Source organism: Pseudocitrobacter sp. RIT415, assembly GCF_003057695.2.
GTDB classification, from domain to species: Bacteria; Pseudomonadota; Gammaproteobacteria; order Enterobacterales; family Enterobacteriaceae; genus Pseudocitrobacter; species Pseudocitrobacter faecalis.
In genome coordinates this window covers 238,577-264,765 of the sequence record NZ_QBJC02000003.1, presented here as the reverse complement: position 1 = coordinate 264,765, position 26,189 = coordinate 238,577, and the positions used below count along the sequence as shown (strand labels likewise).

Sequence of the window (26,189 nt, the reverse complement as noted above, 5' to 3'; positions counted from 1 at the left end):
GCGTCTGGCTTTCGTTTTTGCATATTTCGACCAGAATTGATCTTACAAATCTTATCGGGCCCACTGCGCCGATAAGCAATAGAGAGAAAAGGAGAAATGCATGACACATCCAACCGTAATCAAACTCCAGGACGGCAACGTGATGCCGCAACTGGGTCTCGGCGTGTGGAAAGCAAGCAACGAGGAGGTTGTCACCGCGATTCATAAAGCGCTGGAGGTCGGGTATCGCTCGATTGATACCGCCACCGCCTACAAGAACGAAGATGGCGTGGGCCAGGCGCTGAAAAGCGCGGGCGTTCCGCGTGAAGAGCTGTTTATCACCACTAAACTGTGGAACGACGATCAGAAACGCCCTGCCGAGGCGCTACAGGAAAGCCTTGAGAAGCTACAACTCGATTATCTCGACCTCTACCTGATGCACTGGCCGGTTCCCGCCATTGACCACTACGTGGACGCGTGGAAAGGGATGATTGAACTGCAACAGCAAGGGCTGGTAAAAAGCATCGGCGTCTGCAATTTCCAGGTAAATCACCTGCAACGCATTATCGACGAAACCGGCGTCGCCCCGGTTATCAATCAGATTGAACTTCACCCGTTGATGCAACAACGCCAACTGCATGCGTGGAACGCGACGCATAAAATTCAAACCGAATCCTGGAGCCCGCTGGCACAGGGCGGCGAAGGAGTATTCGATCAGAAAATCATTCGCGATCTGGCGGATAAATATGGCAAAACTCCGGCACAAATCGTGATTCGCTGGCACCTGGATAACGGCCTGGTCGTCATCCCGAAATCGGTGACGCCTGCGCGTATTGCCGCCAACTTCGACGTCTGGGATTTCCGTCTTGATAAAGACGAACTGGGCGAAATAGCCAAACTGGATAAAGGCAAACGTCTTGGGCCCGACCCGGATCAATTCGGCGGCTAACGCATTCATACTAAACGCTACCGACTACGGTAGCGTTTTTTTTATCTGTGATAATCTGGCTTACACCTTATCTTTTTCGCGAGGATCGCATGACCTGCATTTTCTGCCAAATCGTTGCGGGCAAAGCGCCCTGCCATAAAATCTGGGAAGATGAACATCACCTGGCCTTCCTGTCGATTTTCCCTAATACCGAAGGCTTTACCGTCGTCATTCCGAAAAAACACTATCCAAGCTATGCCTTTGATATGCCACCACAGGCGCTGGCCGATTTGGTTCTGGCGACACAGAAAGTGGCTAAATTGCTGGATAAATCTTTTGCTGATGTGGGTCGCAGCGGAATGTTTTTTGAAGGTTTCGGCGTGGACCACGTGCACAGCAAACTCAGCCCGATGCATGGCACCGGCGACATGACGAAATGGCAGCCTATCGAGTTTACGCAGAAGAAGTATTTTGAACAGTATGAGGGCTATTTATCTTCTCACGATCACGAGCGGGCGGATGATGAGAAGCTGGCCGCATTAGCGGCCAGAATCAGAGCGGAGCAGGATTCTTAACGCCCTGCCGCCGGTTTTGCGCGTTTTTTCGCCCCCGTATTAACCGGGCGTGGCTGCGCGGCAGGAGCCTTCTTCGCGCCTGCTGGCGTTTGACGCTGATGCGCCACCGGCGTGTGTTTAGTCAGCGCCGGGCGCGTGTTGCGGTTCTGGCGACGTGCTTCACGCATCTCATCCAGCGTCGGTGACGGCACCAGGCAATCACGACGCGGGCCGATAAGATGTTTTTTACCCATGGCTTCCAGCGCCTGACGGATCATCGGCCAGTTTTTCGGATCATGGTAACGCAGCAGCGCTTTATGCAGGCGACGCTGTTTATCACCTTTCGGCACAACCACTTCTTCACTCTTATAGCCAATTTTACCCAGCGGGTTCTTGCCGGTGTAATACATGGTGGTCGAGTTCGCCAGCGGCGACGGATAGAAGTTCTGCACCTGGTCGAGACGGAAGCGATGTTTCTTCAGCCACAGCGCCAGATTCACCATATCTTCATCACGCGTACCCGGGTGTGCAGAGATAAAGTACGGAATCAGATACTGCTCTTTCCCGGCCTGCTTCGAATAGGTGTCGAAAAGCTCTTTAAAGCGGTGATAAGTCCCCATCCCCGGCTTCATCATTTTCGACAGCGGCCCCTCTTCCGTATGCTCCGGCGCAATCTTCAGATAACCGCCCACGTGGTGGGTTGCCAGCTCTTTGATATAGCGCGGATCTTCCACCGCGATGTCGTAACGCACACCGGAGGCGATGAGGATCTTCTTGATACCTTTCAGATCGCGCGCGCGACGGTAAAGGTTGATCGTCGGCTCATGGTTGGTGTCCATGTGCGGGCAGATATCCGGATAAACACAGGAGAGACGGCGGCAGGTCTGCTCGGCACGCGGCGATTTACAGCGCAGCATGTACATGTTCGCGGTCGGCCCGCCGAGGTCGGAAATGACGCCGGTAAAGCCTGGCACCGTATCGCGAATGGCTTCGATCTCGTTGATGATCGAGTCTTCCGAACGGCTCTGAATAATGCGCCCTTCGTGCTCGGTAATGGAGCAGAAAGAACAGCCGCCAAAACAGCCGCGCATGATGTTGATCGAGAAGCGGATCATCTCATATGCCGGAATGCGCGCATTGCCATATGCCGGATGCGGTACACGCTGATACGGCAGCGCGAACACGCTATCCATCTCTTCGGTGGAAAGCGGGATCGCCGGTGGGTTGATCCAGATATAGCGATCGCCGTGCTTTTGCATCAACGCACGTGCGCAGCCGGGGTTCGTTTCATGGTGCAAAATACGCGAAGCATGTGCGTACAGCACTTTATCGTTTTTCACTTTCTCAAAAGACGGCAGCAGCACGTAGGTTTTTTCCCACGGCTTAGGACGCGGCGGCTGAACGGTGACGGTTTTAACTTCCGCTTTCTGCGGTTCCACCGGCTTATTGTCAGCACACGGCAAATCTTCACCATACGGATGCGGGATCGGGTCGATTTTCCCCGGCGTATCTAAACGCGTTGAATCCACGCCAGCCCAGCCCGGCAGCGCTTCTTTGACGATAATCGCCGTGTTACGCACATCGCGAATCTGTGAAATGAGTTCGCCCTGCGCCAGACGATGCGCGACTTCCACCAGCGGGCGCTCGCCGTTACCGAACATCAGCATATCGGCTTTAGAGTCAACCAGTACCGAACGGCGCACGGTGTCAGACCAGTAATCGTAATGCGCGGTACGACGCAAGCTGGCTTCAATGCCGCCCAGGATCACCGGCACATCTTTCCACGCTTCTTTACAGCGCTGGGTATAAACCAGCGTTGCACGATCGGGGCGTTTGCCACCGACGTTATCCGGCGTGTAGGCATCGTCCTGACGCAGCTTACGATCGGCCGTGTAGCGGTTGATCATCGAGTCCATGTTGCCTGCGGTGACGCCGAAAAAGAGGTTTGGCTTACCCAGGCGCATAAAGTCGTCTTTACTGTTCCAGTCCGGCTGCGCAATGATGCCCACGCGGAACCCCTGCGCTTCCAGCATACGGCCACAAATCGCCATACCAAAGCTTGGATGGTCGACGTACGCGTCGCCGGTAACCAAAATGATATCGCAGCTATCCCAGCCAAGTTGATCCATCTCTTCACGGGACATTGGCAAAAACGGCGCCGGCCCAAAACAGGCGGCCCAGTACTGCGGCCAGGAGAACAGGTCGCGATCCGGTTGGATCAGGGAGATAGAGCTCATTTTGCTTCCAAAAAGAAAAGTGGTAAAAAAATAATCAAAGGCCGGGGATTATACGCTGTATTCAGGGGGGAAATGAAGGAGATTGTTGCCAGGTATGCGGCGCGGCGCGGTGATTCTACCAGGTAAGCATCCTGACGAGCGTGACAGCGGAGAAGGAACAAGTAAGCGAGGGTGTGGAGAGTTTATCCCTCTACAGGAGTCGCAAAACTATTCATAATATTAATCAGGATTCATAAATAAATTTACCAGAAATATTAACCGATAACGAAGCCACACTAAACATCACAAAAAACCGCCGGCTAACACAACTTATATTTACCCCTAACGCCACATTATTTATAGTGATGACTTTATTATCAGAGGGATCGACAATGTTTTTTCTTATCGCGCTTGCCATCGTTATTATTTTGGCCGGATTCTATATTGGAACCTATAACGCATTTATAAAAAACCGTAACCGCGTCGAGGAGACGTGGGCACAAATCGACGTGCAGCTAAAAAGACGCTGCGATTTAATTCCTAATCTGGTCGAAACTGTAAAGGGATTTGCACGTCATGAGCAAGATACGCTGGAAAAGGTGATCGCTGCGCGTAACAGCATCATTGCTGCCGGAAACAGCCCACAGCAACAGCTTGAGGCGAACAATCAACTCACTGGTGCACTGCGCTCCGTTTTCGCGCTTAGCGAAAGCTACCCAGAACTCAAAGCGAACGATTCCTTCGTTGAGTTACAGCACGAACTCTCCACCACGGAAAATAAAGTTGCCTATTCACGTCAATTATATAACTCAACCGTAATGAACTGGAATAATCGGGTAGAATCTTTCCCATCAAATATCATTGCCAATTTCCATCATTTCGAGAAAAAAGAGATGTTAAGCATCGCCGAAACTGAACGGGAAACACCCACCGTTAAGTTCTAATCCGCAAGGAACGCGCTCATGTTATTTGAAGAAATTGCCCACAATAAACGCAACACATTTTTATTAGTGATTATTTTCTTTCTTTTGCTGATTGAAGTTGGCGCAGCGATGGGTTTTCTGTTGTTCAAGAATTTCTTTTATGGCGTTGGCGCCTCGATGCTCATTAGCATTGTGTATATCCTGATAATGATCTACCAAGGTTCCGCAGTTGTGATGTGGATGAACGGTGGAAAAGAAATCACTGACCGTGAACAGGCACCTGTTCTGTTTGAAACGGTAGAAGATATGGCAAATGTCGCGGGCGTCCCGGTGCCGCGCATTTTTATCATCGACGATGTATCCCCCAATGCTTTTGCTACTGGCACATCACCGGAAAAAGCCGCCGTGGCGGTCACTCGTGGGCTTCTGGAAAGCCTGGAGCGCTATGAACTCGAAGGCGTCATCGCCCATGAAATGGCGCACGTACGTAATTATGATATCCGCCTTGCGACTATCGCCGTCGCGTTGGTATCCGCCATTACGTTAATGAGTTCGCTGGGCAAACAAAGCCTGTTTTTGGGCGGGGGCAAAAATCGTAAAAGTTCCCGTAGTAAAGGTGGCGGTGGCAGCATGGTGCTGTATATCGCTGCTTTTGTATTCCTGTTATTAGCTCCCATCGTCGCGACCATTGTGCGTTTAACGCTTTCACGCAATCGAGAATTTCTGGCAGATGCAACGGCGGTTGAGCTGACGCGCAACCCGCAGGGATTAATCGCGGCACTGGAAAAAATCAGCGGACGCGCAGAGATGATTGAGCGGGTCGATAACGCGAGTCAATCTCTCTGGTTCACATCACCTCTGAAAGCCGATCGGGGAAAAACGGGGTTATTTGCCACACACCCCTCCATTGAAGACAGAATTGCGCGTCTGCAAGCGATGTAAAACAGCAGCGCCGGGCATTACCCGGCGCGGCTTCCTGCATCCCGCGTTACGGTGCCGGGTTTACCAGAATTTGCCCAATCGAGCCGCGATCGGCCAGTTCCAGCGTTTGACTGGAATACTGGAACGGGAAGTGCGGCCAGGACGGCTGGTTGTAGTAGACCAGCAATTCAATTTGCCCATCCACCCAAACGGTATCTTTCCAGCCTCTGTCTTCCGGGAACGGCATCGCGCCGTTAACGTTGCGAATCAGGAACATCACGCCTTCAATATGGAATGACTGGGGCTCATCCGCGCGTACCGTCCAGCGCTCCCAGGTTCCCTGCTGCGCGGTGATATCAATACGCTGCGGATCCCACAGCTGGCCATTGATACCAGGATCATCCCCCAGCACGATATCGCGGCTGCGCAGCGGCGTACCGGTCATGATCTCGGTGGAAAGCAAACGCATCGGCAGGTTATCGGTGACCAGCGGCAGCAGGCCGGTCGGTTTCAGGGTGAGCACCAGTGTAGAGATCAAAATGCTCGACGGCTCAAAGAAACCACGCAGGCGGTCCATGATGCTTGCCGCTTCCCCACAGGTGATGGAGACTTCATCACCATTGGTCATATCGACCAGAATTTCACGACGTTCGCCAGGCGCGAGCGACAGCTGCTTGACCGAAACAGGCGCGGGCAAAAAGCCCTGGTCGCCGGAGATGACGTGCAGCGCGCGGCCATCGCTCATCTGCAACTGATAGCGGCGCGAGTTAGAGGCGTTCAGCAGGCGCAGACGCACCCAACCGCGTGAGACTTCAACGTAAGGGCTTTGGGCACCATTCACCAGCAGCGTGTCGCCGACAAAGCCACCGCTGCCCGGTTCGCTGTATTCCGGCGTACCGAAATTATCAAGACGCTTGTCCTGAATGATTACCGGGAAGTCATCGACGCCGTAGTGATTTGGAATGGGTAAGGACTTACTAACTTCATCTTCGATCAGCCACATCCCCGCCAGACCGTTGTAGACTTGCTGAGCCATATGGTTTGGCGTATTGGCCTGATACCACAGCGTTGCCGCGGATTGTCGAATCGGCAGCACCGGCGCCCAGTCGGCGTTTGGCGACATCATTCGCGCCGCGCCGCCAATCAGCGGGCCGGGAACCTGCAGACCGCGCACGGTCATGGCAACATTTTCCGTCAGGCGGTTGCTGTAAATCAGTTTAACGTCATCACCGTTCCACACGCGAATGGTCGGCCCAAGGTAGCGACCATTGATGCCCCAGACAGGCGCGCGCGTACCCTGAGAGAAGGACCAGTGTGAACGTTGTAAGGTAAGAAAGAGAGGCTGTCCGCGACGCGATTCCACAAGCGGCGGTATCGGCAGCTCAGGCTGTTTCCCTGCGGCATTTGCCCTCAGCGGCACTGCCCCTGCGCAGAACGCAACGCCCGATGCCTGAATAAACTGACGCCGACTGAGTGACATATAAACTCCATGAAAACTGATCAATCAAAAAAGGAATTCGTTTCCCGTAAGCCAGCACCGCGTTTGATGATTGCCGCCGTGCTTTATTCGCCCGGCGGCGAGAGAGCCTGACCCGGTTTTATAGTTTTCCGTCAGACTCGCGCTGGGCGACTTCTTTATCCAGTTCTTCTATCTTTGCCTGCATTACATCACGACAATATTTGGAAAGCTCGCGTACCTGGTCTTTACCCCATTTGCGGGTATCGATAGGCGGCAGCATTTCAACAATCACCAGCCCATTATTCAGGCGGTTAAGTTTAATCTTATCCGATGTATTGGAAACGCACACGGGAATAATCGGTACACCTGCCGCAATGGCTGCGTGAAACGCGCCGGTTTTAAACGGCAACAGGCCACGGCCACGGCTACGCGTGCCTTCCGGGAACATCCAGAAAGAGATTTTGCGATTGTTGAAGGCTTTCACCACTTCGGCAATGGTGCTGTGTGCTTTCGCACGATTGTTACGGTCAATCAGCAGGTTACCGGTGAGCCAGTAGAGCTGACCAAAGAACGGGATCCACACCAGACTTTTTTTGCCTACGGTAACGGTTGGCGGCTGAACAATATTTGCCGCAGTCACCATGTCGTAGTTGTTCTGGTGGTTCGCAATGTAGATAGCATTCCCGTAGCTTGCGGCGTCCGCAGGCAGGCGGGTTTCAACTTTCAGACCAAACAGCGGGGCCATGCGGCCAAACATATGGCCGAAGGTGGCAACGTGTTTCGGATTACGCGGACTAAACAGGCAATAGATACAGCCAAACACGCATACCAGGATGCAATAAATGACCACGATGATGACACGAAAAATAAATAGCATAGCTACCTCTGAAGCCCTGACCGCTTAGAGTTATATATTGGTCAGGATTTGTGACTCGCAAACCCTCGTAAGGGCTATTCTTAATCGCAACGGCGTAATTAACAACGTTTTTACTTTAGAAAGTGCATTTTGTCCCCCTCACCCCAGCCCTCTCCCTTAGGGAGAGGGTGAAAAACCGCGCAGTTCTTCATGTCAGGCACATTCTATCCCCTCTCCCCAGGGGAGAGGGTTAGAGTGAGGGGTAAGCTTTACTCCTCGCTCTCCCCCGCGCTCTGACGCAGCGGAGAGTCGATATCGATACGGTCGATTTTCTGCAATCCACGCATCAACGTACCGCGACGACCGCGTTCGCCCGTCACTTTTTGCAGCTCTTCCGGACGCAGTTTGATTTTGCGTTTCCCGACGTGCACGGTCAGCGTGGTTTGCGGCGGCAGCAGGTAAAGGTGCGCCAGACTATCTTCCCCTTTCGCCGCTTCCGCCGACGGGATATTGATAATCTTGTTGCCCTTACCTTTCGACAACTGCGGCAGGTCGCTCACCGGGAACATCAGCATGCGACCCGCGCTGGTGATCGCCAGCAGCATGTCAGACTCATCTTCTACTACTACCGGCGGCAGAACATGTGCGTTTTCCGGCAGCGAGATCATCGCTTTACCCGCGCGGTTGCGCGCGACAAGATCGTTAAACGTACACAAGAAGCCATAGCCCGCGTCGGACGCCATCAGCAGTTTCTGATCGTCGCTTTCCATCAGCATATGCTCAACGGTCGCGCCTGGCGGCAGCGTCAGCTTACCGGTCAATGGTTCACCCTGGCCGCGCGCCGACGGCAGCGTGATGGGGTCGATGGCATAGCTTCGGCCCGTGGTATCCACAAACACCACTGGCTGGTTACTCTTGCCTTTCACCGACGCTTTCCAGCTGTCGCCCGCTTTATAGTTCAGGCCCTGCGCGTCGATATCGTGACCTTTGGCGCTACGCACCCAGCCCATCTGCGACAGCACAATGGTCACCGGCTCAGACGGCAGCATGTCATGCTCACTCATCGCCTTCGCTTCATCACGCTCATGCAGCGGAGAACGACGGTCGTCGCCAAAGGTATCGGCATCCGCCTGCAGTTCTTTCTTCAGCAGGTTATTCATTTTGCGCTCGGACGCGAGAATCGCCTGTAACTGATCGCGTTCTTTCGCCAGATCGTTTTGCTCGCCGCGAATCTTCACTTCTTCCAGCTTCGCGAGGTGGCGCAATTTCAGCTCAAGGATGGCTTCAGCCTGCGTTTCGCTGATGCCGAAGCGCGACATCAGCGCCGGTTTCGGCTCATCCTCGGTGCGAATGATCTCAATGACTTCGTCGATGTTGAGAAACGCCACCAGCAAACCTTCGAGGATATGCAGGCGCTTAAGGACTTTCTCCAGACGATAGTTCAGACGACGGCGCACGGTATCGCGACGGAACGCCAGCCATTCGGTGAGGATCTCCAGCAGATTTTTTACCGCCGGACGACCATCCAGGCCAATCATGTTCAGGTTGATACGATAGCTTTTTTCCAGATCCGTGGTGGCGAAGAGGTGATTCATCACCGGCTCCATATCCACACGGTTTGAACGCGGCACAATCACCAGACGCGTCGGGTTTTCGTGGTCTGATTCATCACGCAAATCATCAACCATCGGCAGTTTTTTGTTGCGCATCTGGGTGGCGATTTGTTCCAGCACTTTCGCGCCAGAAACCTGATGTGGCAGCGCAGTGATCACCACCGCGCCGTCTTCTTTATTCCACACCGCGCGCATACGCACTGAACCGCGCCCGTTCTGGTAAATTTTGCGGATTTCCGCGCGAGGGGTGATGATTTCGGCTTCGGTCGGATAGTCCGGCCCCTGCACAATATCCAGCAGATCATCCAGGGTGGTTTTCGGCTGTTCAATCAGCCTGATGGCGGCGTTTGCGACTTCGCGCAGGTTGTGCGGCGGAATATCCGTCGCCATCCCCACCGCAATGCCAGTGGTGCCGTTCAGTAGAATATTCGGCAGACGCGCAGGTAGCATTTTCGGCTCCTGCATCGTACCGTCAAAGTTCGGTACCCAGTCCGCCGTGCCTTGCCCCAGTTCGCCCAGCAGCAGCTCAGCATACTTTGACAGGCGCGATTCGGTATAACGCATTGCCGCGAACGATTTCGGATCGTCCGGCGCCCCCCAGTTCCCCTGGCCGTCGACCAGCGGGTAACGGTATGAGAACGGCTGCGCCATCAGCACCATCGCTTCATAGCAGGCGCTGTCGCCGTGCGGGTGATATTTACCCAACACGTCACCAACGGTACGCGCCGATTTTTTAAATTTGGCGCTGGCATTCAGGCCCAGTTCAGACATCGCATAGACGATGCGGCGCTGCACCGGCTTCAGACCATCACCAATAAACGGCAACGCGCGATCCATGATGACGTACATGGAGTAGTTTAAGTAGGCGTTTTCCGTGAATTCATGTAGCGCAAGGCGCTCTGCCATATCGCTCATTAATGGGGGTTCCTCAAATCTGCATGCTGACCGTTCGGACGGCAATATTGCCGCAGATAATACCCTATCTCACGGGCTGAGTCACAAGTCCGTGAGAGAAGGCGAGAAAGGCGGTTTATTGCAGTGGCAAATAGATATCCGTTTGCCGTTCGTGTTCAGCAACGTCATCGACAAAATTGTGGTACTGGAAAAAGACCGGGAAATCGCGTGGCGTTTCACCGCTGCCCGGCAGCCAGTCGCGCAACAAGAACCAGACGCTTTCGCTGACCGTATCCAGCGAGCCGTGGTGGCGTACAACCGCGCAGCGCCCGGCGGGAATTTCGCTGTTGATGACGCCGTGGGCGTTTTCAGGCACAGGCGCGCTTACGCTGCCGCAGATATCAAAACGAAACGCTTCCGGCGGCGTGGTTTGAGGATCGTCCCAGGCGATGCCGAAGGTTTGACTCTGCTCAACCGGTGACAAACCTGTATCTCTGCGCCATAAAATGAATTTCGCAGCGCTATAGTTAACCAGTTCCGGGCTGCAACGATGTTGCAGCAAAGCAACCCGCGTGCGCGGAAAATCAACGAGGGTAACATCCATATAGTGACCTCAACATACATCCTGAAAACGCGCCAACGACAAGACAGGCCGCTGGCGCTTTCTGATTACGGTTTCAGTTTCTGAATCTGTTTAACGTCGATTTCAACCGAGTTCCAGTCTTTATCCACTTCACCGCGAATTTCAACTTTATCCTGCGGCGTCACCGTCAGGCCATTCCAGCGTTTGTCGTCGATATCAACGTTGATAGTGCCGGTCTCATCTTTAAAGGTATAGAGATCGTCAGAGATACGCTCAACGATAGTCCCTTTCAGCGTAACCCAGGTGTCATCGCGCAGGGTTTTCGCATTAGCAACGGTGGTTGCAGTGCCATCCGGGCCAACGAAGCCGCCGCTTTGTGTTGACGTTGAGCCCGGGCCGGAAAAACCACCCTGAGTGTTAGCCAGAACCGGGGTAGCGATCAGCGCCAGGACGGCGGCCATTGCAGCAAATTTCTTCATGATATTTTCTCCCTTAAATTTCATTACGAAAGCCATTAAACAGGATAATGCTTAACGACTTCTTAAGGTAAAAATATTCATTTTTTTACTGTACAGCGCAGGTCTGATAAGGGTTTACTGGCTTTATTCAAGCGGAGAGGCAAGGAAGGCAAGATGCGAATTTTACTGGTGGAAGATGACAAGCTGATTGGCGACGGGTTAAAGACCGGCCTTGGCAAAATGGGCTTTACGGTTGACTGGTTTACCCGGGGCGAAGAAGGAAAAATAGCCCTCGACAGCGCGCCGTATGACGCCGTGATCCTCGACCTCACGCTGCCTGGCATTGATGGACTGGATATTCTGCGCGCCTGGCGAGAAAAATCGCATCATGAGCCGGTTCTCATCCTCACTGCGCGCGATGCGCTCAGCCAACGCGTTGAAGGGCTTCGCCTGGGTGCGGATGACTACTTATGTAAGCCCTTTGCGCTGATTGAAGTCGCCGCCAGGCTGGAAGCCTTAATTCGTCGCGCACACGGGCAGCCCAGCAATGAACTGCGCCACGGTGCGGTGACGCTCGATCCGGGTAAACTCACCGCCACGCTTAACGGCGACCCTCTCGCCCTAAAACCGAAAGAGTTCGCCCTGCTGGAGTTGCTGCTGCGCAACAGCGGGCGCGTGCTGCCGCGCAAGCTGATAGAAGAAAAGCTCTACAGCTGGGATGATGACGTCACCAGCAACGCCGTGGAAGTGCACGTGCATCATCTGCGCCGCAAACTGGGCAGCGAGTTTATCCGCACTGTACACGGCATCGGTTATACCCTGGGGGCACAGTGAAACTGTTTCCCCGCCTCAGCCTGCGCGTCCGCCTGACGCTGCTGTTTATGCTGCTTTCCGCCGCCGCATGGCTCTGCGCCAGCCTGGTGGCCTGGCATCAAACCACCAATAAGCTGGATAAACTCTTCGATACCCAGCAAATGCTCTTCGCCAAGCGCATCAGTGCAATGGATTTTACCGACGTGCGTAGTTCGCAGCAGTTTATCCGCGCGCCGAAGAAGGTTAAACACGGTCACCTTGACGAAGACGTGCTGGCCTTCGCGGTATACGCGATTGACGGCAGAATGGTGATGCATGACGGCGAAAATGGCCCGTTTATCCCTTATAGCTATCGCCGGGAAGGGTTTGACGATGGCAACTTAATCAATGACGACGATCGCTGGCGTTTTCTGTGGCTAACCACCGCCGATAAAAAATACCGCATCGTGGTCGGCCAGGAGTGGGAGTATCGCGAAGAGATGGCGCTGGATATCATCACGTCGCAGCTTACGCCGTGGCTGGTTGCGCTGCCGGTGATGTTTTTACTGTTGATCCTGCTGCTTAGCAGTGAACTACGCCCACTGAAAAAACTGACGCTCACCCTGCGCCGCCGCTCGCCGGAAGATGATACGTCGCTTGATACACGGGGCGTGCCGAATGAGGTGCGTCCGCTGGTAGACGCCCTCAATCACCTCTTCCATCGAACCCACGAAATGATGATCCGCGAGCGACGTTTTACCTCTGACGCCGCCCATGAACTGCGCAGCCCGTTAACCGCACTGAAAGTACAAACCGAAGTGGCACAGCTCTCACAGGATGATGCTGACGCGCGCGAGAAAGCCTTATCGCAGTTGCATGAAGGGATCGACCGCGCCACCCGTCTGGTGGAGCAACTGCTCACTCTTTCCCGCCTCGACTCGCTTGATAACCTGGCGGATGTACAGACCGTCCAACTGGAAGAGTTGCTGCAATCCGCGGTGATGGATATTTATCACAGCGCCCAGCGTGCGGGAATCGAAGTGCGCTTGCACCTCAACGCACTCAACATCGCCCGCACCGCCCAGCCGCTGCTGCTGAGCCTGCTGGTGCGTAATCTGCTGGATAACGCCGTGCGCTACAGTCCATCAGGCAGTGTTATCGACGTGACGCTGGAGCAAGACGGTTTTACCGTGCGCGATAACGGGCCAGGCGTGTCACCGGATGCGCTGGCGCGAATGGGCGAGCGTTTTTATCGCCCGCCAGGCCAGGAACAAACGGGCAGCGGGCTGGGATTGTCGATTGTGCGGCGCATTGCATCTCTGCACGGGATGACGGTGAATTTTGACAATATTCCTGAAGGTGGGTTTGAAGCGCGGGTGCGCTGGTAATAAGATTATTGCTTCTGGAGCAAAAGACTTTGCACATTTTGCTCATATTCACGCTTCGTCCGGAGGAGTATTATGATAGCCAAACGCTTTTCATCGAGGACAAAAAATGAGCAACATACTGATTATTAACGGCGGAAAAAAATTCGGCCACTCTAACGGTCAACTGAACGACACCATGACCGAGGTCGCGGAAAGCTTCCTGCGCGACGCCGGGCATGATGTTAAAGTTGTGCGCGCCGACAGCGATTACGACGTGAAGGCCGAAGTCCAAAACTTTCTGTGGGCCGACTCCGTTATCTGGCAGATGCCGGGCTGGTGGATGGGCGCACCGTGGACCGTGAAAAAATATATCGATGACGTGTTCACCGAAGGCCACGGTTCGCTGTATGCCAGCGATGGCCGCACCCGTTCCGATGCCAGCAAAAAATATGGCTCCGGTGGTCTGATTCAGGGCAAAACCTATATGCTTTCCCTGACCTGGAACGCGCCGATGGAAGCGTTCACCGATAAAGAACAGTTCTTCCATGGCGTGGGCGTAGACGGTGTTTATCTGCCGTTCCACAAAGCCAACCAGTTCCTGGGAATGGAAGCGCTGCCGACCTTTATCGCCAACGACGTTATCAAAATGCCTGACGTTCCACGTTATATTGCAGAATACCGCGAGCATCTTGGTAAAATTTTTGCTTAACTGGGAAGCTGGATTAAGAAGGAGTTTACTATGTTGACAGTTATTGCAGAGATTCGTACACGTCCGGGCCAACACCATCGTCAGGCGGTTCTGGATCAGTTTGCGAAAATCATCCCGACCGTTTTGCAGGAAGAAGGCTGCCACGGCTACGCGCCGATGGTTGACCATGCCGCAGGCGTGAGCTTCCAGACCACGTCACCCGACTCTATCGTGATGGTTGAGCAGTGGGAAAGCATCGCGCATCTTGAAGCGCACCTGCAGACCCCGCATATGAAAGCCTACAGTGAAGCGGTGAAAAACGACGTGCTGGATATGTCTATTCGTATCCTGGAAGCGGGCGTTTAACGTTCCAGTGTTTTGCCGGGTGGCACGAAAGCGTCCCCGGCAACATGATAATGTTGGCCCGGGAAGCGCAGCGCCACCGGGCAATGACTCACCAGTACAATTTCCAGCTCTGTGTCATGCGCACCAGCGCTTCCACATAGAAATAATCCCCCCAGCTACTGCACTCATCCACGCCCTTGTTCCCGGCTAAATGGTAGACCGAGTGTTTCAGCAGGCCGTTACCCGGCTCGTCTAACCCCGCCAGATAATGCTTCGTCAGCGACGACATCATCCCCATCGCCCATTGCTGATAACGCGCGCGATCCGGATCGGTGACCGGCAGAGATTTCACCAACTCCAGCAGGCCGCAAACTGCAATCGCCGCCGAAGAGGAATCACGTAAGGCATCCGTCCCCTGCAACGCCAGATCCCAGTGGCATACGGCATCCTCCGGCAGACGATTGAGAAAGTAGTTCGCCAGCTTTTTCGACAGGCTAATCAGTTCTCTGTCACCGGTGTAGAGGTAACTCAGCATAAAACCGTAGATGCCCCACGCCTGCCCGCGCGACCAGCAGGAGTCATCCGCGTAGCCCTGCTGCGTATTGCCAAAACGCGGCGCGCCGGTCTGCACATCCATATAGTAGGTGTGGTAGGTCGATGCATCGTCGCGCACCAGATATTTCGCCGACTGGCGCACATGCGCTTTCGCTGCATCAGCAAAACGCGGGTCACCGGTTTGTTCGCTGGCCCAGTAAAGCAGCGGCAGGTTCATGGTGCAGTCGATGATCATGCGCCCGGCCTGCTCGGGATCCTTGAGATCGCCCCATGCCTGAATGATCTCGGCTTTGCGATGAAAACGTTCCAGCAGCGCTTCGGCGGCCAGTAGTGAGAAACCGCGTGCATCACGATTTCCCGTCAGACGCCAGGCGGCCACGCAGGAGAGCGTATACAAAAAACCAAGATCGTGCGTGTTGGTGTCATGTCGCCCGGCAATGCGCAGGCCAAACGAGCGCACATGTTTTTCCGCCAGCGTGCGGAAAGCCTCATCACCGCTCATCTCCCAAGCGAGCCACAGTTGGCCGGTCCAGAAACTGGTGGTCCATTCGACGTTTTCCGTCAGCGGGTAAAATCCTTTTTCACAGGTCTCCGCCGGAAATTTTTCACCAAACTCAGCCATATGACGGCGAATCAGTGTGAGTACGTGCTGTCGCGCAGCCCCCATTTCATCGTTAAACGCGTCCATGTTCACTGGCGCGCCCGGAAATTCCGGTAATGTTTCCTCAACGACGGATTTGTGCATTTTCGTGTCCTTATTACTCTTCGGTTCAGGATTATTTACCCGCATTGTTTTCAGCCACATTCAGCGCCACGGCGCGGTTGCGTTGGGTACGACAGGCGGATAAGGTAAATGCCGAGATAACAGTAAACAGCAGGGCGATTGAGCCCATCAGGATGTACGTTTTTTCAAAACCTATGCGGTCATAAAGAATACCCGCAGGTGAAGAAACGACGACGTTGCCAACATATAACATCGCCTGGTAGCCAAGCAGGTACATGGTCGCATTGACGCGTTTATCAAAATGCTCAGCGATATATTTAAATACCGACACCAGCAGCAAACAGATTTCCAGACCATAAAGCGGTTTCAGTACGGAAATAAGCAGATGGGAATCGCACAGACCGGAAACAATCAGACGTGCACCGACCACGGCGCCGACGATTAATAAGCCTCGTTTGGCACCGATATAATTCACTACCAGCGGGATAAACATATACATCAGGAATTCGATACCCGACTGTACGGTGCCGAGATAACCAAATATCGCGTTGCCCTGATGAACATCCTCGAAGAAGGTGACGAAGTAGCGCGAGAACTGCTGCTCGGCGATAAACATCATCCACGCCACGCCAGCGACATACATACAGAAGGCCCAGAACTTGCCACTTCGCAGCAGGGCATAGACATCAGCCAGGGCGATTTTGTCTTTGGTCAGTACCTCGCCTGCATATACGGAGTTAGTGTTCACTTTCAGGCTAATCAGTACCACCAGCATGATAATCGACGTCACGCTGCCCATAATAAAGTTCCAGGCGGGCGAGATGTTAAACAGCAGGCCTGAGAAGGAAGATGCCACCGCCCAACCGAGCGATCCCCACATACGAATCTGGCCGAACTCCATGCCGTTTAAGCGGCTGTAACGGTCTGCATAGGATTCACAGGCCGCTACTCCCGCGTACCAGGCGAAGCTCAGATAAATCGCACCGACAATAATCCCCAGCATGGTGTGCGACAGCAGTAGCGGCTGGTAGACATAAATAAAAAATGGTGCCATCAGGGCTGAGACCGCAACGACAAAATAGAGCAGGCATTTACTCATGCCAATTTTATCGAGAATATAACCGTAAATTGGTTTCAGGATGACGGCAAAGATACCGTTCACCGCAAAAACAGTCCCTATCACCGTACCGCTTAAATTGGCTTTTTGCCCTAGCCATATAGCGAATAAACCAATACTGGCGGACCAGGTAAAAAAGTAGAGAAAGATAAAAGTACTTATTTTGTAATATTCAAGCCTGTTTTGAGACGATAACTTTTCCATACCATCCTCGACGAAAGCATATAGGGTCAACAGAGAGTATTCCGGGCTTGCGCCCGGAAAATTAAAAACTCAGAGCGGCATATTGTTTGTCTAAGGCACCCATTACCCTGAGCGTATTTTTTTCAATAACCAACCGTGGCGGCTGGTGATATTTTTTCTTAACGTCGCCGCTGGCAGCCACCGCACAACAGAGCCAGTGTTCACCCGGGGTCAGGTCGGCAGTGAGTAGCGGAATCGACGCACATTCGGCGAACATAATGCTGCTATTCGGCGGCGTCACGACCGCATCACTCTGGCGCGAAAGCGTTGGCGAAAGATCGGCAATCACGCTGACGCCATTACGCGCGGTAATCTGACACCGGCCTTCCCCCTGCTGCGCATCGGCCTTCATCACCGCGAAACCGCCCTCAGCACTTTGCAAATAACGTGCGGTATCCAGACGATGTACGCGCACGTGCCACTCCCCCGCCGGGATAAGCCAGGTGGTGACATGCACGTCTCGCCAGGGCGACCAGCGTGAAACGATTGTATTCTCCTGCACCTCAACGCTTTCGCACTCCCGACGTCCACGCCAGTGGTTATCGTTCTCGGCAAGCAGCAGCATGGAGTCGCTGGCCGCATGTTTAATGCCATAACGCCCGCGCTCGATGGTGAAACCAAAACGGCTGGAGTAAGCGAATTTGGTGTACTTAGCGTCGGTGTTCACATAGTTGTTCAGCTCCAGCTGGCCGGAAGTGAGCATCACAACGTGCTGCGAATGTTCGCTGTGCTGCAAAACCTGCTGCGCGGGGGCAATCACATGAACATCGTCCAGCGTGGGCAATGGCAGTTCTTCCGCCAGCCAGAACGGATGATCCGCCGCAAGCGCCAGAATCAAAAAGACCTTCAGCGCCCAGTATGGCGAACCCGGTGAGTTGTAATCCTCGCACATCGCCAGATTCGGGTAGGCAAAACCGAGGGTCAAAATACCGTCGCGATCGAAAATCGGTTTTTCCAGCCACCAGCGCAGATGACGCAGAATGATGCCCTTCACCACGCCCGGCGAGAAGACATCCAGCCCGGCGAAGGCCACGCCGCTCCAGAAGGCGACCATCGCAATACGGTAGGTCAGGCTGCGGCCAAACGGTACACAAGCGCCATCGGCGGCGCTGAGATAGATGAAGTCGCGGGCAAACAGCGTGGCGCGTTCGCGGAGAGTTGCCGCACGCAGCGGATCGTCGCTGCCGTTAAGCGTGGCGTAGATCAATCCATAGAAATGGAACGCCATTGAGATGTAATAATCTTTGGGCCGCCCGGGGCCATCCGAGTACCAGCCATCGCCCAGATAGTAGGCTTCCATCATCGCGAAGCGCTTATCGACAGCCAGGCGATCGTAAGGCAGACCAGCGCGCTTAAAGCCCAGTTGTACCATGATGGCAAAGTAGTTCCAGTTGCTGTCCGGCATTTGTGAATCGGTGATTTGATCCAACCAGCGGTGCAGGTTATTCAGCTCAGCGGCGCTGAAATGATCGGCGAAACGGCCCTGTAACAGCGCCAACCCAAGGCCATAGGCCGCCATCTCGACCAGACGCTGATCGTACGGGCCCGTTTCGCCCCAGTACGCCGGGCTATGTGGGTCGGTGCCGCGCTTAATGGCGGTGAAATATTTATCGCTGAATGGCACTTCTGCCCCTCCCGCCAGCAGCGGAAACAGGCCCCACAGCGCGCGTGACAGCCCTTCCATTTCGGCAATATCCACACTGTAATGCGCACAGGTATCACCCAACGAGAATTGCGCCGCACCGACGGGAAACTGTTTATCCAGCGCACTCAACATGCTCGTGAGCGCGGTCACCACCTCTTCACGTGAAGACAATGAATTTGATTTTTCCATCACCGCCAGAATCCTCTGCTTAGCCATCCCCGAAAGTGGTACAAGCATAGAGAGTCAGGCGTGCGGTGAAGTGTTAACCCGGTCACAACTGATATGAATAAATAAACCGCGACTTGATAAAATTTAAAACGGTGGTTTAGTTGTGGGGATTATTACGTAAAAATTTAATTCTGTTGCTATGAGTACAACATTAAATTCGGAACATCTGGAGCTGATCACACTGAACGACAAGGTGGCATCGTTCAGCCGTCTGTACGCCAACAGCGTGCGCTATCACCACTGGCATCAGTGTCTGGAAGTGCTGTACGTCGAGGAGGGGTTCGGCGTGGTGATTGTCGATAATCGCCAGTACACCATGCGTCCGGGGCGGCTGTTTTTCTTCCCGCCGTTTACGCTGCACAAAGTGAGGGTGGATGAACAGGCTCAGGACAGCTACCGCCGCACGATAATTCATCTCGATCAGCATGCGATTCTTCGCCTGCTGCGCGACTTTCCCGATGCGCGTAGCCGTCTGCAAATGCTGTCTCAGCGCGCTGGCCCCGCCTTTGTTGCCGACCTTGCCGACGCACATGTTCACGTCGATTATCTGTTTACTCTCTACGCCGGGCTTGCCACTTCAGGGCTAAGCGCGGAGCATGTCACCACTCTGTTGATGACGCTTTTGCATATGCTGCCGCCGGTGCAGGAAAAAATGCCGGAAGATAACCGCGGCATCGCCAGCCCGGTTATGTTCTGGATTGAAGAGAACTATCAGCAAAAATTCAGTCTCGATAAACTGGCGCAGGATCTCGGCAAATCACGCAGCTATCTTTCACGGCGCTTTCATGTCGAGACCGGGGAATATATTCATAACTATTTGAATACAATACGGTTACGACGAGCCTGCGAATTACTGCTGCACAGCACAATCAGTGTGGCTGAGGTGGCAAGCCAGGTCGGTTTTGCCGATACCACATGGTTCATCAGCTCGTTTAAGAAAGGCATCGGTGAGACGCCGTTGCAGTATCGTAAGAATCATCAGTGATATGAAAACCCTCTCCGCAGAGAGGGTCTTAATCAGGCTTCAATATCCGCCATATCGCCTTTTTCCTGCAACCAGTTGCGGCGGTCTTCCGAACGCTTCTTGGCCAGCAGCATGTCCATCATGGCGTTGGTTTGCTGTTCATCTTCATCATCAATCACCAGCTGTACCAGACGGCGCGTGTTCGGATCCAGCGTGGTTTCGCGCAACTGCATCGGGTTCATTTCACCCAGCCCTTTAAAGCGCTGAACGTTCGGTTTCCCTTTCTTGCGCTTAAGCTGTTCCAGCACGCCCGCTTTCTCTTCTTCGGTCAGGGCGTAATAGACTTCTTTGCCGAGATCGATGCGGTAGAGCGGCGGCAGCGCCACGTATACGTGCCCCTGCTTAACTACCGAGCGGAAGTGCTTCACAAACAGCGCGCACAGCAGCGTCGCGATGTGCAGACCATCAGAATCCGCATCCGCGAGGATACAGATCTTGCCGTAACGCAGCTGGCTGAGATCGTCGCTGTCCGGATCGATGCCGATCGCCACGGAAATATCGTGTACTTCCTGCGAGGCCAGCACTTCATCCGATGAAACTTCCCAGGTGTTAAGGATCTTCCCTTTCAACGGCATGATCGCCTGATATTCACGATCGCGCGCCTGTTTGGCTGATCCGCCTGCAGAATCCCCTTCCACGAGGAACAGTTCGGTACGATTGAGATCTTGTGCGGTGCAATCTGCCAGTTTGCCGGGCAGCGCCGGGCCACTGGTCAGTTTTTTACGCACCACTTTTTTCGCCGCGCGCATACGGCGCTGGGCGCTGGAAATTGCCATTTCGGCCAGCATTTCTGCGGCCTGAACGTTCTGGTTCAGCCACAGGGAAAACGCATCTTTCACCACGCCGGAAACAAATGCGGCACACTGGCGGGAAGAGAGACGCTCTTTGGTCTGGCCGGCAAATTGCGGATCCTGCATTTTCACCGACAACACGTAGGCGCAGCGTTCCCAGATATCCTCTGCCGTCAGCTTCACGCCGCGCGGCAGAATATTGCGGTATTCACAGAATTCGCGCATCGCGTCGAGCAGGCCCTGACGCAGACCATTAACGTGCGTACCGCCCTGCATGGTCGGGATCAGGTTAACGTAGCTTTCAGCAAGCAGTTCACCGCCTTCCGGCAGCCACAGCAGCGCCCAGTCAACCGCTTCCGTTTCACCGGAGAACGTCCCGACAAACGGCTGTTCCGGCAGCGTCGGCAAGCCGTTCACCGCTTCTTTCAGATAATCTGTCAAGCCATCTTCATAACGCCAGCTCTGCTCGGTGTTATTCACTTTGTCCTTAAAGACAATTTCCACACCAGGGCAAAGCACCGCTTTCGCTTTCAGCACGTGGTTGAGACGTGAAACGGAGAAGCGCGGAGTATCGAAGAAGCTTTCGTCTGGCCAGAAGTGGACGCTGGTGCCGGTATTGCGTTTACCGCAGGTACCGGTTACGTGCAGGTCTTCCACTTTATCGCCATTTTCAAAGGCAATGCTGTAAACCTGCCCGTCGCGACGCACGTTTACTTCCACACGTTTGGACAAGGCGTTAACCACCGAAATCCCCACGCCGTGCAGGCCACCGGAGAACTGGTAGTTTTTGTTAGAAAACTTACCGCCCGCGTGCAGGCGGCACAGAATCAGCTCGACCGCCGGTACCCCCTCTTCCGGGTGAATGTCGACCGGCATGCCGCGCCCGTCATCGATGACTTCCAGCGACTGGTCAGCATGAAGAATGACTTCGACACGTTTTGCGTGGCCCGCCAGCGCTTCATCGACGCTGTTATCGATCACTTCCTGACCGAGATGGTTAGGGCGTGTGGTATCCGTGTACATTCCCGGACGGCGGCGAACCGGCTCAAGCCCGGTGAGTACCTCAATGGCATCAGCGTTATAAGAAGATTGTGTCATGATCTGTTCGTAGGTAATGGGAGCGGCTTAATGCAGCCCCAGAAAGTCGATAATCTGTGTGAAATGATCTTCAAAACCAACAAATGCGTGATTACCGCCCTCCTCTACCGTTTGGCGGCAGGAGGCGAAATAGTCAACGGCCTGGCGGTAATCAAGCACTTCATCGCCCGTTTGCTGCAATAGCCAGATGAGATCCGGCGCTTCCAGCGGGTCAATTCGCATCACTTTGAGATCGTAAATATGGCGAGACTCTAGCACATAATGCTCACCGGTGTAGGGATTCTCGTTCGGACCGAGGAAGTTCGTTAGCAACTCATACGGGCGTATCGCCGGGTTCACCACCACAGCGGGCAACATGAAACACTGCGACAGCCAGGTCGCATAATAGCCGCCTAACGAGGAGCCGACCACACCCAGCGGTTCGCCCCCGTGCTTTAACACCAGCGCCTCCAGCATTTCTGCGGCGTCAGCAGGATAGGACGGCAACTGGGGGATCACCATGGTGATATCCGGATAGTGCTCCGCCAGCCACGTTTTCAACGCCGTCGCTTTGGCAGACCAGGGTGAGCTGTTAAACCCATGCAGGTAGAGAAGCGTAGCCATCAGTATCCTTCTGACGCGGTATCCGGGTGAAACTCCGACCCGGCAAGGCGGCAAACTTCGGTGGTCAGCGAGCCATCGGCATGCAGTTCCAGCCAGCGCCAGCCCGGCGAAATCGTATCCAGCGTAAAGTTGGCGCAATGGGGTTTAAACTGCACACAAGTAGACGGTGTCGCCATCATCCGACGGCCATTCCAGTCGAGATCCAGCTCCTGGTGAATGTGGCCGCAGAGCAGATTTTTCACCTTCGGGAAATTCACCAGCACGTTATCCAGCGACGCGGCATTGCGCAAACTGTGCTGATCGAGCCAGCTACAGCCCGCAGGCAATGGATGATGGTGCAACAGCAGCAGCGTGTGACGTTCCGGCGCTTCTGCCAGCCGTTTTTCCAGCCACTCCAGTTGAAATTCGCTCAGTTCGCCGTGCGGCACGCCAAAGACCTGGCTGTCGAGCAGCAGGATTTGCCAGTGCTCCCCCACCATCACACGCTTGGCCGGGGAGATCCCTGCATCCTGTAGCGTGCTGTACATGGCGGGTTGGAAGTCATGGTTGCCCGGCAGCCAAACGCAGGGCGCAGAAAATCGCGCGATGCCTTCAGCGAAGTGCTGATAGGCCGCGGAGGTGTGATCCTGCGCTAAGTCGCCAGTCGCGACCACCAGATCCACTTCACGCTGCGAGGCGTTGATTGCCTCAAGCACGGCGTGATAACTGTCCCAGGTATTCACGCCTAACAGCGTTTCACTTTTTTTAGCGAACAGGTGAGTATCAGTAATTTGCAGTAACCTGACACTGGCCCCACCAGCCAGCGGAAGGTTTAACAGGCTTTCCAAATGGTGTCCTTAGGTTTCACGATGCTTAAACCGGAATCGCCATCGCTCCATATGCTAAACAGTAACGTAACCAGTCAGCCAGAAACTGGTTAATTTGATGCTTTTCGTCGCGTTGATGCAACTTTTTATTAGGATAATCATAACGTGCTTTGAAGCGAAAAATCTGCTGGCTCGAACACACTTCAGCCACCATGGCATCATGATACAGGCGTACCGTCATGGACGGCAGGCTCCAGTAGCTGATCTTCGGGTGCGTTTGTTCTATCTCTACCAGCGTCGTGTAACGCGTCGATTCGACAATCGTTAACCGATATTGCGCATTCGCCACCTGATAGTTCACTGCGTCGCCGGGCGCATCTGTGCGCGGCAGTAATCGGCGTAACTGGGCGAAATTGGTTTCGCACAGCCGCATCATTTCAGGGAAGTCAGGTGTATAGCGCTTCATTTTAACCACTCTTGTCGTAAGTCTTGATAATGCAGTTGCAGCCATTGCAAAGCGATGACCGTCGCCGCGTTGTCGATTTTTCCCTCTTCTACCCACTGATAAGCTTGTTCCCGACTTACCACATGAACCCGAATGTCTTCGTTTTCTTCTGCCAGGCCATGAATGCCTTTGGCCGTCGTTGCGTCGACTTCGCCCGCTAATACAGAGAGGCGCTCACTCGTTCCCCCCGGGCTTGCCAGGTAACTCAGTATTTTTTTCGTGCGTCCGACGATTAAGCCCGCTTCTTCCACGGCTTCGCGGCGCGCCACCTCTTCGATGGTTTCGCCTTCTTCGATCATACCAGCCACCATCTCCAGCAACCACGGGCTTTCGCTGGTGTCGAAAGCGGCGATGCGGATCTGTTCAATCAGCACAACTTCGTCCCGCACAGGGTCAAAGGGTAGCAAGACTGCGGCGTGACCGCGCTCAAAAATTTCGCGTTTTACTTCGCCGCTCATTTCTCCGTTAAATAAACGGTGACGAAAACGATACAAATCAAGCGAAAAAAAACCGCTGTACAGCGTTTCCCGTGCAATAATTTCTACATCGTTTTTCGAGAACGTAACCACTGAGTCATTCGTCTTAGTCATGATTGGTTCCAAATGCATTTGTGATGAAATTGTGGAATTCGGGTCAGTTTGGCTACCGTTTAGCTGCCTGTATGCTAGATTGATGCAAATTAACGCCGCATGGCACATTACGCCAACTTTTTAAGCTGGCAGACTCTGATACAATCGGCGAATATTTTTCTGAATTAGATCAGCGCTAAGCTTCACAACAAGGAATGCAAATGAAGAAATTGCTCCCCATCCTTATTGGCCTGAGCCTTACGGGTTTCAGCGCAATGAGCCAGGCAGAGAACCTGCTGCAAGTGTATCAGCAGGCGCGTTTAAGCAACCCTGACCTGCGTAAATCCGCAGCAGACCGCGATGCCGCATTTGAAAAGATCAACGAAGCGCGTAGCCCACTGTTGCCACAGCTTGGCCTGGGTGCTGATTATACCTATACCAACGGCTACCGTGACAACAACGGCGTAAACTCCAACGTCAGCAGTGCGTCACTGCAGTTAACGCAAACGTTGTTTGATATGTCGAAATGGCGCGCCCTGACGCTGCAAGAAAAAAGCGCCGGTATTCAGGACGTCACGTATCAGACTGACCAGCAACAGCTTATTCTGAACACGGCGACGGCCTACTTTAACGTGCTGAGCGCGATTGATGCGCTTTCCTATACTGAAGCGCAGAAACAGGCTATCTACCGTCAGTTGGATCAAACAACTCAGCGCTTTAACGTCGGTCTGGTTGCCATTACCGACGTTCAGAACGCCCGCTCACAGTACGATACCGTGCTGGCGAATGAAGTGACCGCACGCAATAATCTCGACAACGCCGTTGAAGCGCTGCGTCAGGTCACCGGTAACTACTACCCGGAACTCTCTTCGCTGAACGTTGACAGCTTCTCCACCGACAAGCCGAAAGCGGTTAATGCGCTGCTGAAAGAAGCGGAAAGCCGCAACTTGTCGCTGCTGCAGGCACGTCTGAGCCAGGACCTGGCTCGTGAGCAGATCCGTCAGGCACAGGACGGTCACCTGCCGACCCTGGACCTCAACGCTTCCACCAGCGTGTCCAATACCAAGTATGACGGCAGCAAAACCGGCGGTTCCACCTATGCTGACCGCGATATCGGCCAGAACTCTATCGGCCTGAGCTTCAACCTGCCAATTTACAGCGGCGGTTCGGTGACTTCTCAGGTTAAACAGGCGCAGTACAACTTCGTTGGCGCAAGCGAGCAACTGGAAAGCGCGCACCGTACCGTGGTTCAAACCGTGCGTTCCTCCTTCAACAACGTCAATGCCTCTATCAGCAGCATCAACGCCTATAAACAAGCCGTTGTCTCTGCGCAGAGCTCATTAGACGCGATGGAAGCCGGTTACTCAGTCGGTACCCGTACCATTGTCGACGTGCTGGATGCGACGACCACGCTGTATAACGCGAAACAGCAACTCTCCAGCGCACGTTATAACTACCTGATTAACCAGCTGAATATCAAATCTGCGCTGGGTACGCTGAACGAGCAGGATCTGCAGGCGCTGAACAGCACGCTGGGTAAACCGGTATCCACGACGCCTGAGTCCGTGGCCCCGGAAAATCCGCAGCAGGACGCCTCAGCAGACGGCTATAACGGCGCGACCACTACCGCGAATCGTTAAGCTCCACGCCGTATAAAAACGCCACGCCGAACACGCGTGGCGTTTTACATTGCGCAGAACGTAAG

General features: G+C 54.0%; 23 protein-coding genes and 1 pseudogene. 10 read left to right on the top strand and 14 right to left on the bottom strand.

Annotated elements, in window-relative coordinates; all coding sequences use genetic code 11:
• Positions 1-100: 100 nt before the first annotated feature.
• The gene (dkgA, locus tag DBY68_RS05375) at positions 101-928 is read left to right on the top strand and encodes a 2,5-didehydrogluconate reductase DkgA (protein ID WP_108475116.1); all 828 of its coding nucleotides are present in this window, start codon (positions 101-103) and stop codon (positions 926-928) included.
• An 89-nt stretch (positions 929-1,017) separates the two neighbouring features.
• The gene (locus tag DBY68_RS05370; RefSeq protein ID WP_108475115.1) at positions 1,018-1,482 is read left to right on the top strand and encodes an HIT family protein; all 465 of its coding nucleotides are present in this window, start codon (positions 1,018-1,020) and stop codon (positions 1,480-1,482) included.
• Here DBY68_RS05370 and DBY68_RS05365 read toward each other — a convergent pair.
• Positions 1,479-3,698, bottom strand: coding sequence for a YgiQ family radical SAM protein (locus DBY68_RS05365; protein ID WP_108475114.1), 2,220 nt, complete (start codon positions 3,696-3,698; stop codon positions 1,479-1,481). The genes DBY68_RS05370 and DBY68_RS05365 overlap by 4 nt on opposite strands.
• A 371-nt stretch (positions 3,699-4,069) precedes the next feature.
• On the opposite strand from DBY68_RS05365, the gene DBY68_RS05360 reads away from it, so the two are divergent.
• Together DBY68_RS05360 and htpX are read left to right on the top strand one after the other, a co-directional pair.
• Positions 4,070-4,621 (top strand): LemA family protein, encoded by a 552-nt coding sequence (locus DBY68_RS05360; RefSeq protein WP_108475113.1) that lies wholly within the window; start codon positions 4,070-4,072, stop codon positions 4,619-4,621.
• Between the two features lie 18 nt (positions 4,622-4,639).
• Positions 4,640-5,542 carry a zinc metalloprotease HtpX gene (gene htpX / locus DBY68_RS05355; RefSeq protein ID WP_108475112.1) on the top strand — a complete coding sequence of 301 codons (903 nt, stop codon included), beginning with the start codon at positions 4,640-4,642 and terminating at the stop codon, positions 5,540-5,542.
• Positions 5,543-5,588: 46 nt separating this feature from the next.
• On the opposite strand, the gene ftsP is transcribed toward htpX, so the two are convergent.
• The 5 genes and pseudogenes from ftsP to DBY68_RS05330 form a co-directional block, all read right to left on the bottom strand.
• On the bottom strand, positions 5,589-7,001 hold the full coding sequence (gene ftsP / locus DBY68_RS05350; RefSeq protein WP_108475111.1) for a cell division protein FtsP: 1,413 nt from the start codon (positions 6,999-7,001) through the stop codon (positions 5,589-5,591).
• Positions 7,002-7,119: 118 nt separating this feature from the next.
• Complete coding sequence (plsC, locus tag DBY68_RS05345; protein ID WP_108475110.1) at positions 7,120-7,857, bottom strand: 1-acylglycerol-3-phosphate O-acyltransferase; 738 nt, start codon at positions 7,855-7,857, stop codon at positions 7,120-7,122.
• A gap of 248 nt (positions 7,858-8,105) precedes the next feature.
• Entirely contained in the window at positions 8,106-10,364 is a 2,259-nt protein-coding gene (gene parC / locus DBY68_RS05340; RefSeq protein WP_108475109.1) for a DNA topoisomerase IV subunit A, read from the bottom strand.
• Between the two features lie 115 nt (positions 10,365-10,479).
• Positions 10,480-10,947, bottom strand: a pseudogene (locus DBY68_RS05335) (GyrI-like domain-containing protein); the annotation flags it as partial.
• A gap of 65 nt (positions 10,948-11,012) precedes the next feature.
• The gene (locus DBY68_RS05330; RefSeq protein ID WP_108475147.1) at positions 11,013-11,405 is read right to left on the bottom strand and encodes a YgiW/YdeI family stress tolerance OB fold protein; all 393 of its coding nucleotides are present in this window, start codon (positions 11,403-11,405) and stop codon (positions 11,013-11,015) included.
• Positions 11,406-11,558: 153 nt separating this feature from the next.
• Between DBY68_RS05330 and qseB the strand changes: the two genes are divergently transcribed.
• The 4 genes from qseB (at position 11,559) to DBY68_RS05310 (ending at position 14,597) form a co-directional block, all read left to right on the top strand.
• Positions 11,559-12,218 carry a quorum sensing response regulator transcription factor QseB gene (gene qseB, locus DBY68_RS05325; RefSeq protein ID WP_108475107.1) on the top strand — a complete coding sequence of 220 codons (660 nt, stop codon included), beginning with the start codon at positions 11,559-11,561 and terminating at the stop codon, positions 12,216-12,218.
• Positions 12,215-13,564, top strand: a complete 1,350-nt coding sequence (qseC, locus tag DBY68_RS05320; protein WP_108475106.1) for a quorum sensing histidine kinase QseC — start codon at positions 12,215-12,217, stop codon at positions 13,562-13,564. The genes qseB and qseC overlap by 4 nt, the downstream gene beginning before the upstream one ends.
• 106 nt (positions 13,565-13,670) lie before the next feature.
• On the top strand, positions 13,671-14,252 hold the full coding sequence (locus DBY68_RS05315; protein WP_015962981.1) for an NAD(P)H-dependent oxidoreductase: 582 nt from the start codon (positions 13,671-13,673) through the stop codon (positions 14,250-14,252).
• 30 nt (positions 14,253-14,282) lie between these two features.
• Positions 14,283-14,597: a putative quinol monooxygenase gene (locus DBY68_RS05310; protein ID WP_108475105.1), complete on the top strand. Its 315-nt coding sequence runs from the start codon at positions 14,283-14,285 to the stop codon at positions 14,595-14,597.
• An 88-nt stretch (positions 14,598-14,685) separates the two neighbouring features.
• Here DBY68_RS05310 and DBY68_RS05305 read toward each other — a convergent pair whose 3' ends face one another.
• The 3 genes from DBY68_RS05305 to DBY68_RS05295 form a co-directional block, all read right to left on the bottom strand.
• Positions 14,686-15,876, bottom strand: coding sequence for a glycoside hydrolase family 88 protein (locus DBY68_RS05305; RefSeq protein WP_108475104.1), 1,191 nt, complete (start codon positions 15,874-15,876; stop codon positions 14,686-14,688).
• Positions 15,877-15,907: 31 nt separating this feature from the next.
• Positions 15,908-17,176 (bottom strand): oligosaccharide MFS transporter, encoded by a 1,269-nt coding sequence (locus tag DBY68_RS05300; RefSeq protein WP_108475103.1) that lies wholly within the window; start codon positions 17,174-17,176, stop codon positions 15,908-15,910.
• Positions 17,177-17,237: 61 nt separating this feature from the next.
• Positions 17,238-19,049 carry a DUF2264 domain-containing protein gene (locus tag DBY68_RS05295; protein ID WP_233503876.1) on the bottom strand — a complete coding sequence of 604 codons (1,812 nt, stop codon included), beginning with the start codon at positions 19,047-19,049 and terminating at the stop codon, positions 17,238-17,240.
• Positions 19,050-19,227: 178 nt separating this feature from the next.
• On the opposite strand from DBY68_RS05295, the gene DBY68_RS05290 reads away from it, so the two are divergent.
• A complete protein-coding gene (locus DBY68_RS05290; protein WP_108475101.1) occupies positions 19,228-20,073 on the top strand; it encodes an AraC family transcriptional regulator in 846 nt (281 codons plus the stop codon).
• Positions 20,074-20,105: 32 nt separating this feature from the next.
• Here DBY68_RS05290 and parE read toward each other — a convergent pair whose 3' ends face one another.
• Genes parE through nudF form a run of 5 tightly spaced genes read right to left on the bottom strand, consistent with a single transcriptional unit; the run spans position 20,106 to position 24,505 of the window.
• Positions 20,106-22,001, bottom strand: a complete 1,896-nt coding sequence (gene parE, locus DBY68_RS05285; protein ID WP_108475100.1) for a DNA topoisomerase IV subunit B — start codon at positions 21,999-22,001, stop codon at positions 20,106-20,108.
• A 27-nt stretch (positions 22,002-22,028) separates the two neighbouring features.
• Positions 22,029-22,604: an esterase YqiA gene (gene yqiA / locus DBY68_RS05280; protein WP_108475099.1), complete on the bottom strand. Its 576-nt coding sequence runs from the start codon at positions 22,602-22,604 to the stop codon at positions 22,029-22,031.
• Positions 22,604-23,431 (bottom strand): 3',5'-cyclic-AMP phosphodiesterase, encoded by an 828-nt coding sequence (cpdA, locus tag DBY68_RS05275; RefSeq protein WP_108475098.1) that lies wholly within the window; start codon positions 23,429-23,431, stop codon positions 22,604-22,606. Before cpdA ends, yqiA begins: the two co-directional genes overlap by 1 nt.
• Before the next feature lie 25 nt (positions 23,432-23,456).
• On the bottom strand, positions 23,457-23,876 hold the full coding sequence (locus DBY68_RS05270; protein ID WP_108475097.1) for a DUF1249 family protein: 420 nt from the start codon (positions 23,874-23,876) through the stop codon (positions 23,457-23,459).
• Positions 23,873-24,505 (bottom strand): ADP-ribose diphosphatase, encoded by a 633-nt coding sequence (gene nudF, locus DBY68_RS05265; RefSeq protein WP_108475096.1) that lies wholly within the window; start codon positions 24,503-24,505, stop codon positions 23,873-23,875. The genes DBY68_RS05270 and nudF overlap by 4 nt, the downstream gene beginning before the upstream one ends.
• A gap of 200 nt (positions 24,506-24,705) precedes the next feature.
• Between nudF and tolC the strand changes: the two genes are divergently transcribed.
• The gene (gene tolC, locus DBY68_RS05260) at positions 24,706-26,124 is read left to right on the top strand and encodes an outer membrane channel protein TolC (RefSeq protein ID WP_108475095.1); all 1,419 of its coding nucleotides are present in this window, start codon (positions 24,706-24,708) and stop codon (positions 26,122-26,124) included.
• Positions 26,125-26,189: the final 65 nt, after the last annotated feature.

Excerpts from the sequence above, each read along its gene's own strand:
- dkgA (WP_108475116.1), top strand. The coding sequence starts at position 101 with ATGACACATCCAACCGTAATCAAACTCCAGGACGGCAACGTGATGCCG.
- DBY68_RS05370 (WP_108475115.1), top strand. The coding sequence starts at position 1,018 with ATGACCTGCATTTTCTGCCAAATCGTTGCGGGCAAAGCGCCCTGCCAT.
- DBY68_RS05365 (WP_108475114.1), bottom strand. The coding sequence starts at position 3,698 with ATGAGCTCTATCTCCCTGATCCAACCGGATCGCGACCTGTTCTCCTGG.
- DBY68_RS05360 (WP_108475113.1), top strand. The coding sequence starts at position 4,070 with ATGTTTTTTCTTATCGCGCTTGCCATCGTTATTATTTTGGCCGGATTC.
- htpX (WP_108475112.1), top strand. The coding sequence starts at position 4,640 with ATGTTATTTGAAGAAATTGCCCACAATAAACGCAACACATTTTTATTA.
- ftsP (WP_108475111.1), bottom strand. The coding sequence starts at position 7,001 with ATGTCACTCAGTCGGCGTCAGTTTATTCAGGCATCGGGCGTTGCGTTC.
- plsC (WP_108475110.1), bottom strand. The coding sequence starts at position 7,857 with ATGCTATTTATTTTTCGTGTCATCATCGTGGTCATTTATTGCATCCTG.
- parC (WP_108475109.1), bottom strand. The coding sequence starts at position 10,364 with ATGAGCGATATGGCAGAGCGCCTTGCGCTACATGAATTCACGGAAAAC.
- DBY68_RS05330 (WP_108475147.1), bottom strand. The coding sequence starts at position 11,405 with ATGAAGAAATTTGCTGCAATGGCCGCCGTCCTGGCGCTGATCGCTACC.
- qseB (WP_108475107.1), top strand. The coding sequence starts at position 11,559 with ATGCGAATTTTACTGGTGGAAGATGACAAGCTGATTGGCGACGGGTTA.
- DBY68_RS05315 (WP_015962981.1), top strand. The coding sequence starts at position 13,671 with ATGAGCAACATACTGATTATTAACGGCGGAAAAAAATTCGGCCACTCT.
- DBY68_RS05310 (WP_108475105.1), top strand. The coding sequence starts at position 14,283 with ATGTTGACAGTTATTGCAGAGATTCGTACACGTCCGGGCCAACACCAT.
- DBY68_RS05305 (WP_108475104.1), bottom strand. The coding sequence starts at position 15,876 with ATGCACAAATCCGTCGTTGAGGAAACATTACCGGAATTTCCGGGCGCG.
- DBY68_RS05300 (WP_108475103.1), bottom strand. The coding sequence starts at position 17,176 with ATGGAAAAGTTATCGTCTCAAAACAGGCTTGAATATTACAAAATAAGT.
- DBY68_RS05295 (WP_233503876.1), bottom strand. The coding sequence starts at position 19,049 with ATGGAAAAATCAAATTCATTGTCTTCACGTGAAGAGGTGGTGACCGCG.
- DBY68_RS05290 (WP_108475101.1), top strand. The coding sequence starts at position 19,228 with ATGAGTACAACATTAAATTCGGAACATCTGGAGCTGATCACACTGAAC.
- parE (WP_108475100.1), bottom strand. The coding sequence starts at position 22,001 with ATGACACAATCTTCTTATAACGCTGATGCCATTGAGGTACTCACCGGG.
- yqiA (WP_108475099.1), bottom strand. The coding sequence starts at position 22,604 with ATGGCTACGCTTCTCTACCTGCATGGGTTTAACAGCTCACCCTGGTCT.
- DBY68_RS05270 (WP_108475097.1), bottom strand. The coding sequence starts at position 23,876 with ATGAAGCGCTATACACCTGACTTCCCTGAAATGATGCGGCTGTGCGAA.
- nudF (WP_108475096.1), bottom strand. The coding sequence starts at position 24,505 with ATGACTAAGACGAATGACTCAGTGGTTACGTTCTCGAAAAACGATGTA.
- tolC (WP_108475095.1), top strand. The coding sequence starts at position 24,706 with ATGAAGAAATTGCTCCCCATCCTTATTGGCCTGAGCCTTACGGGTTTC.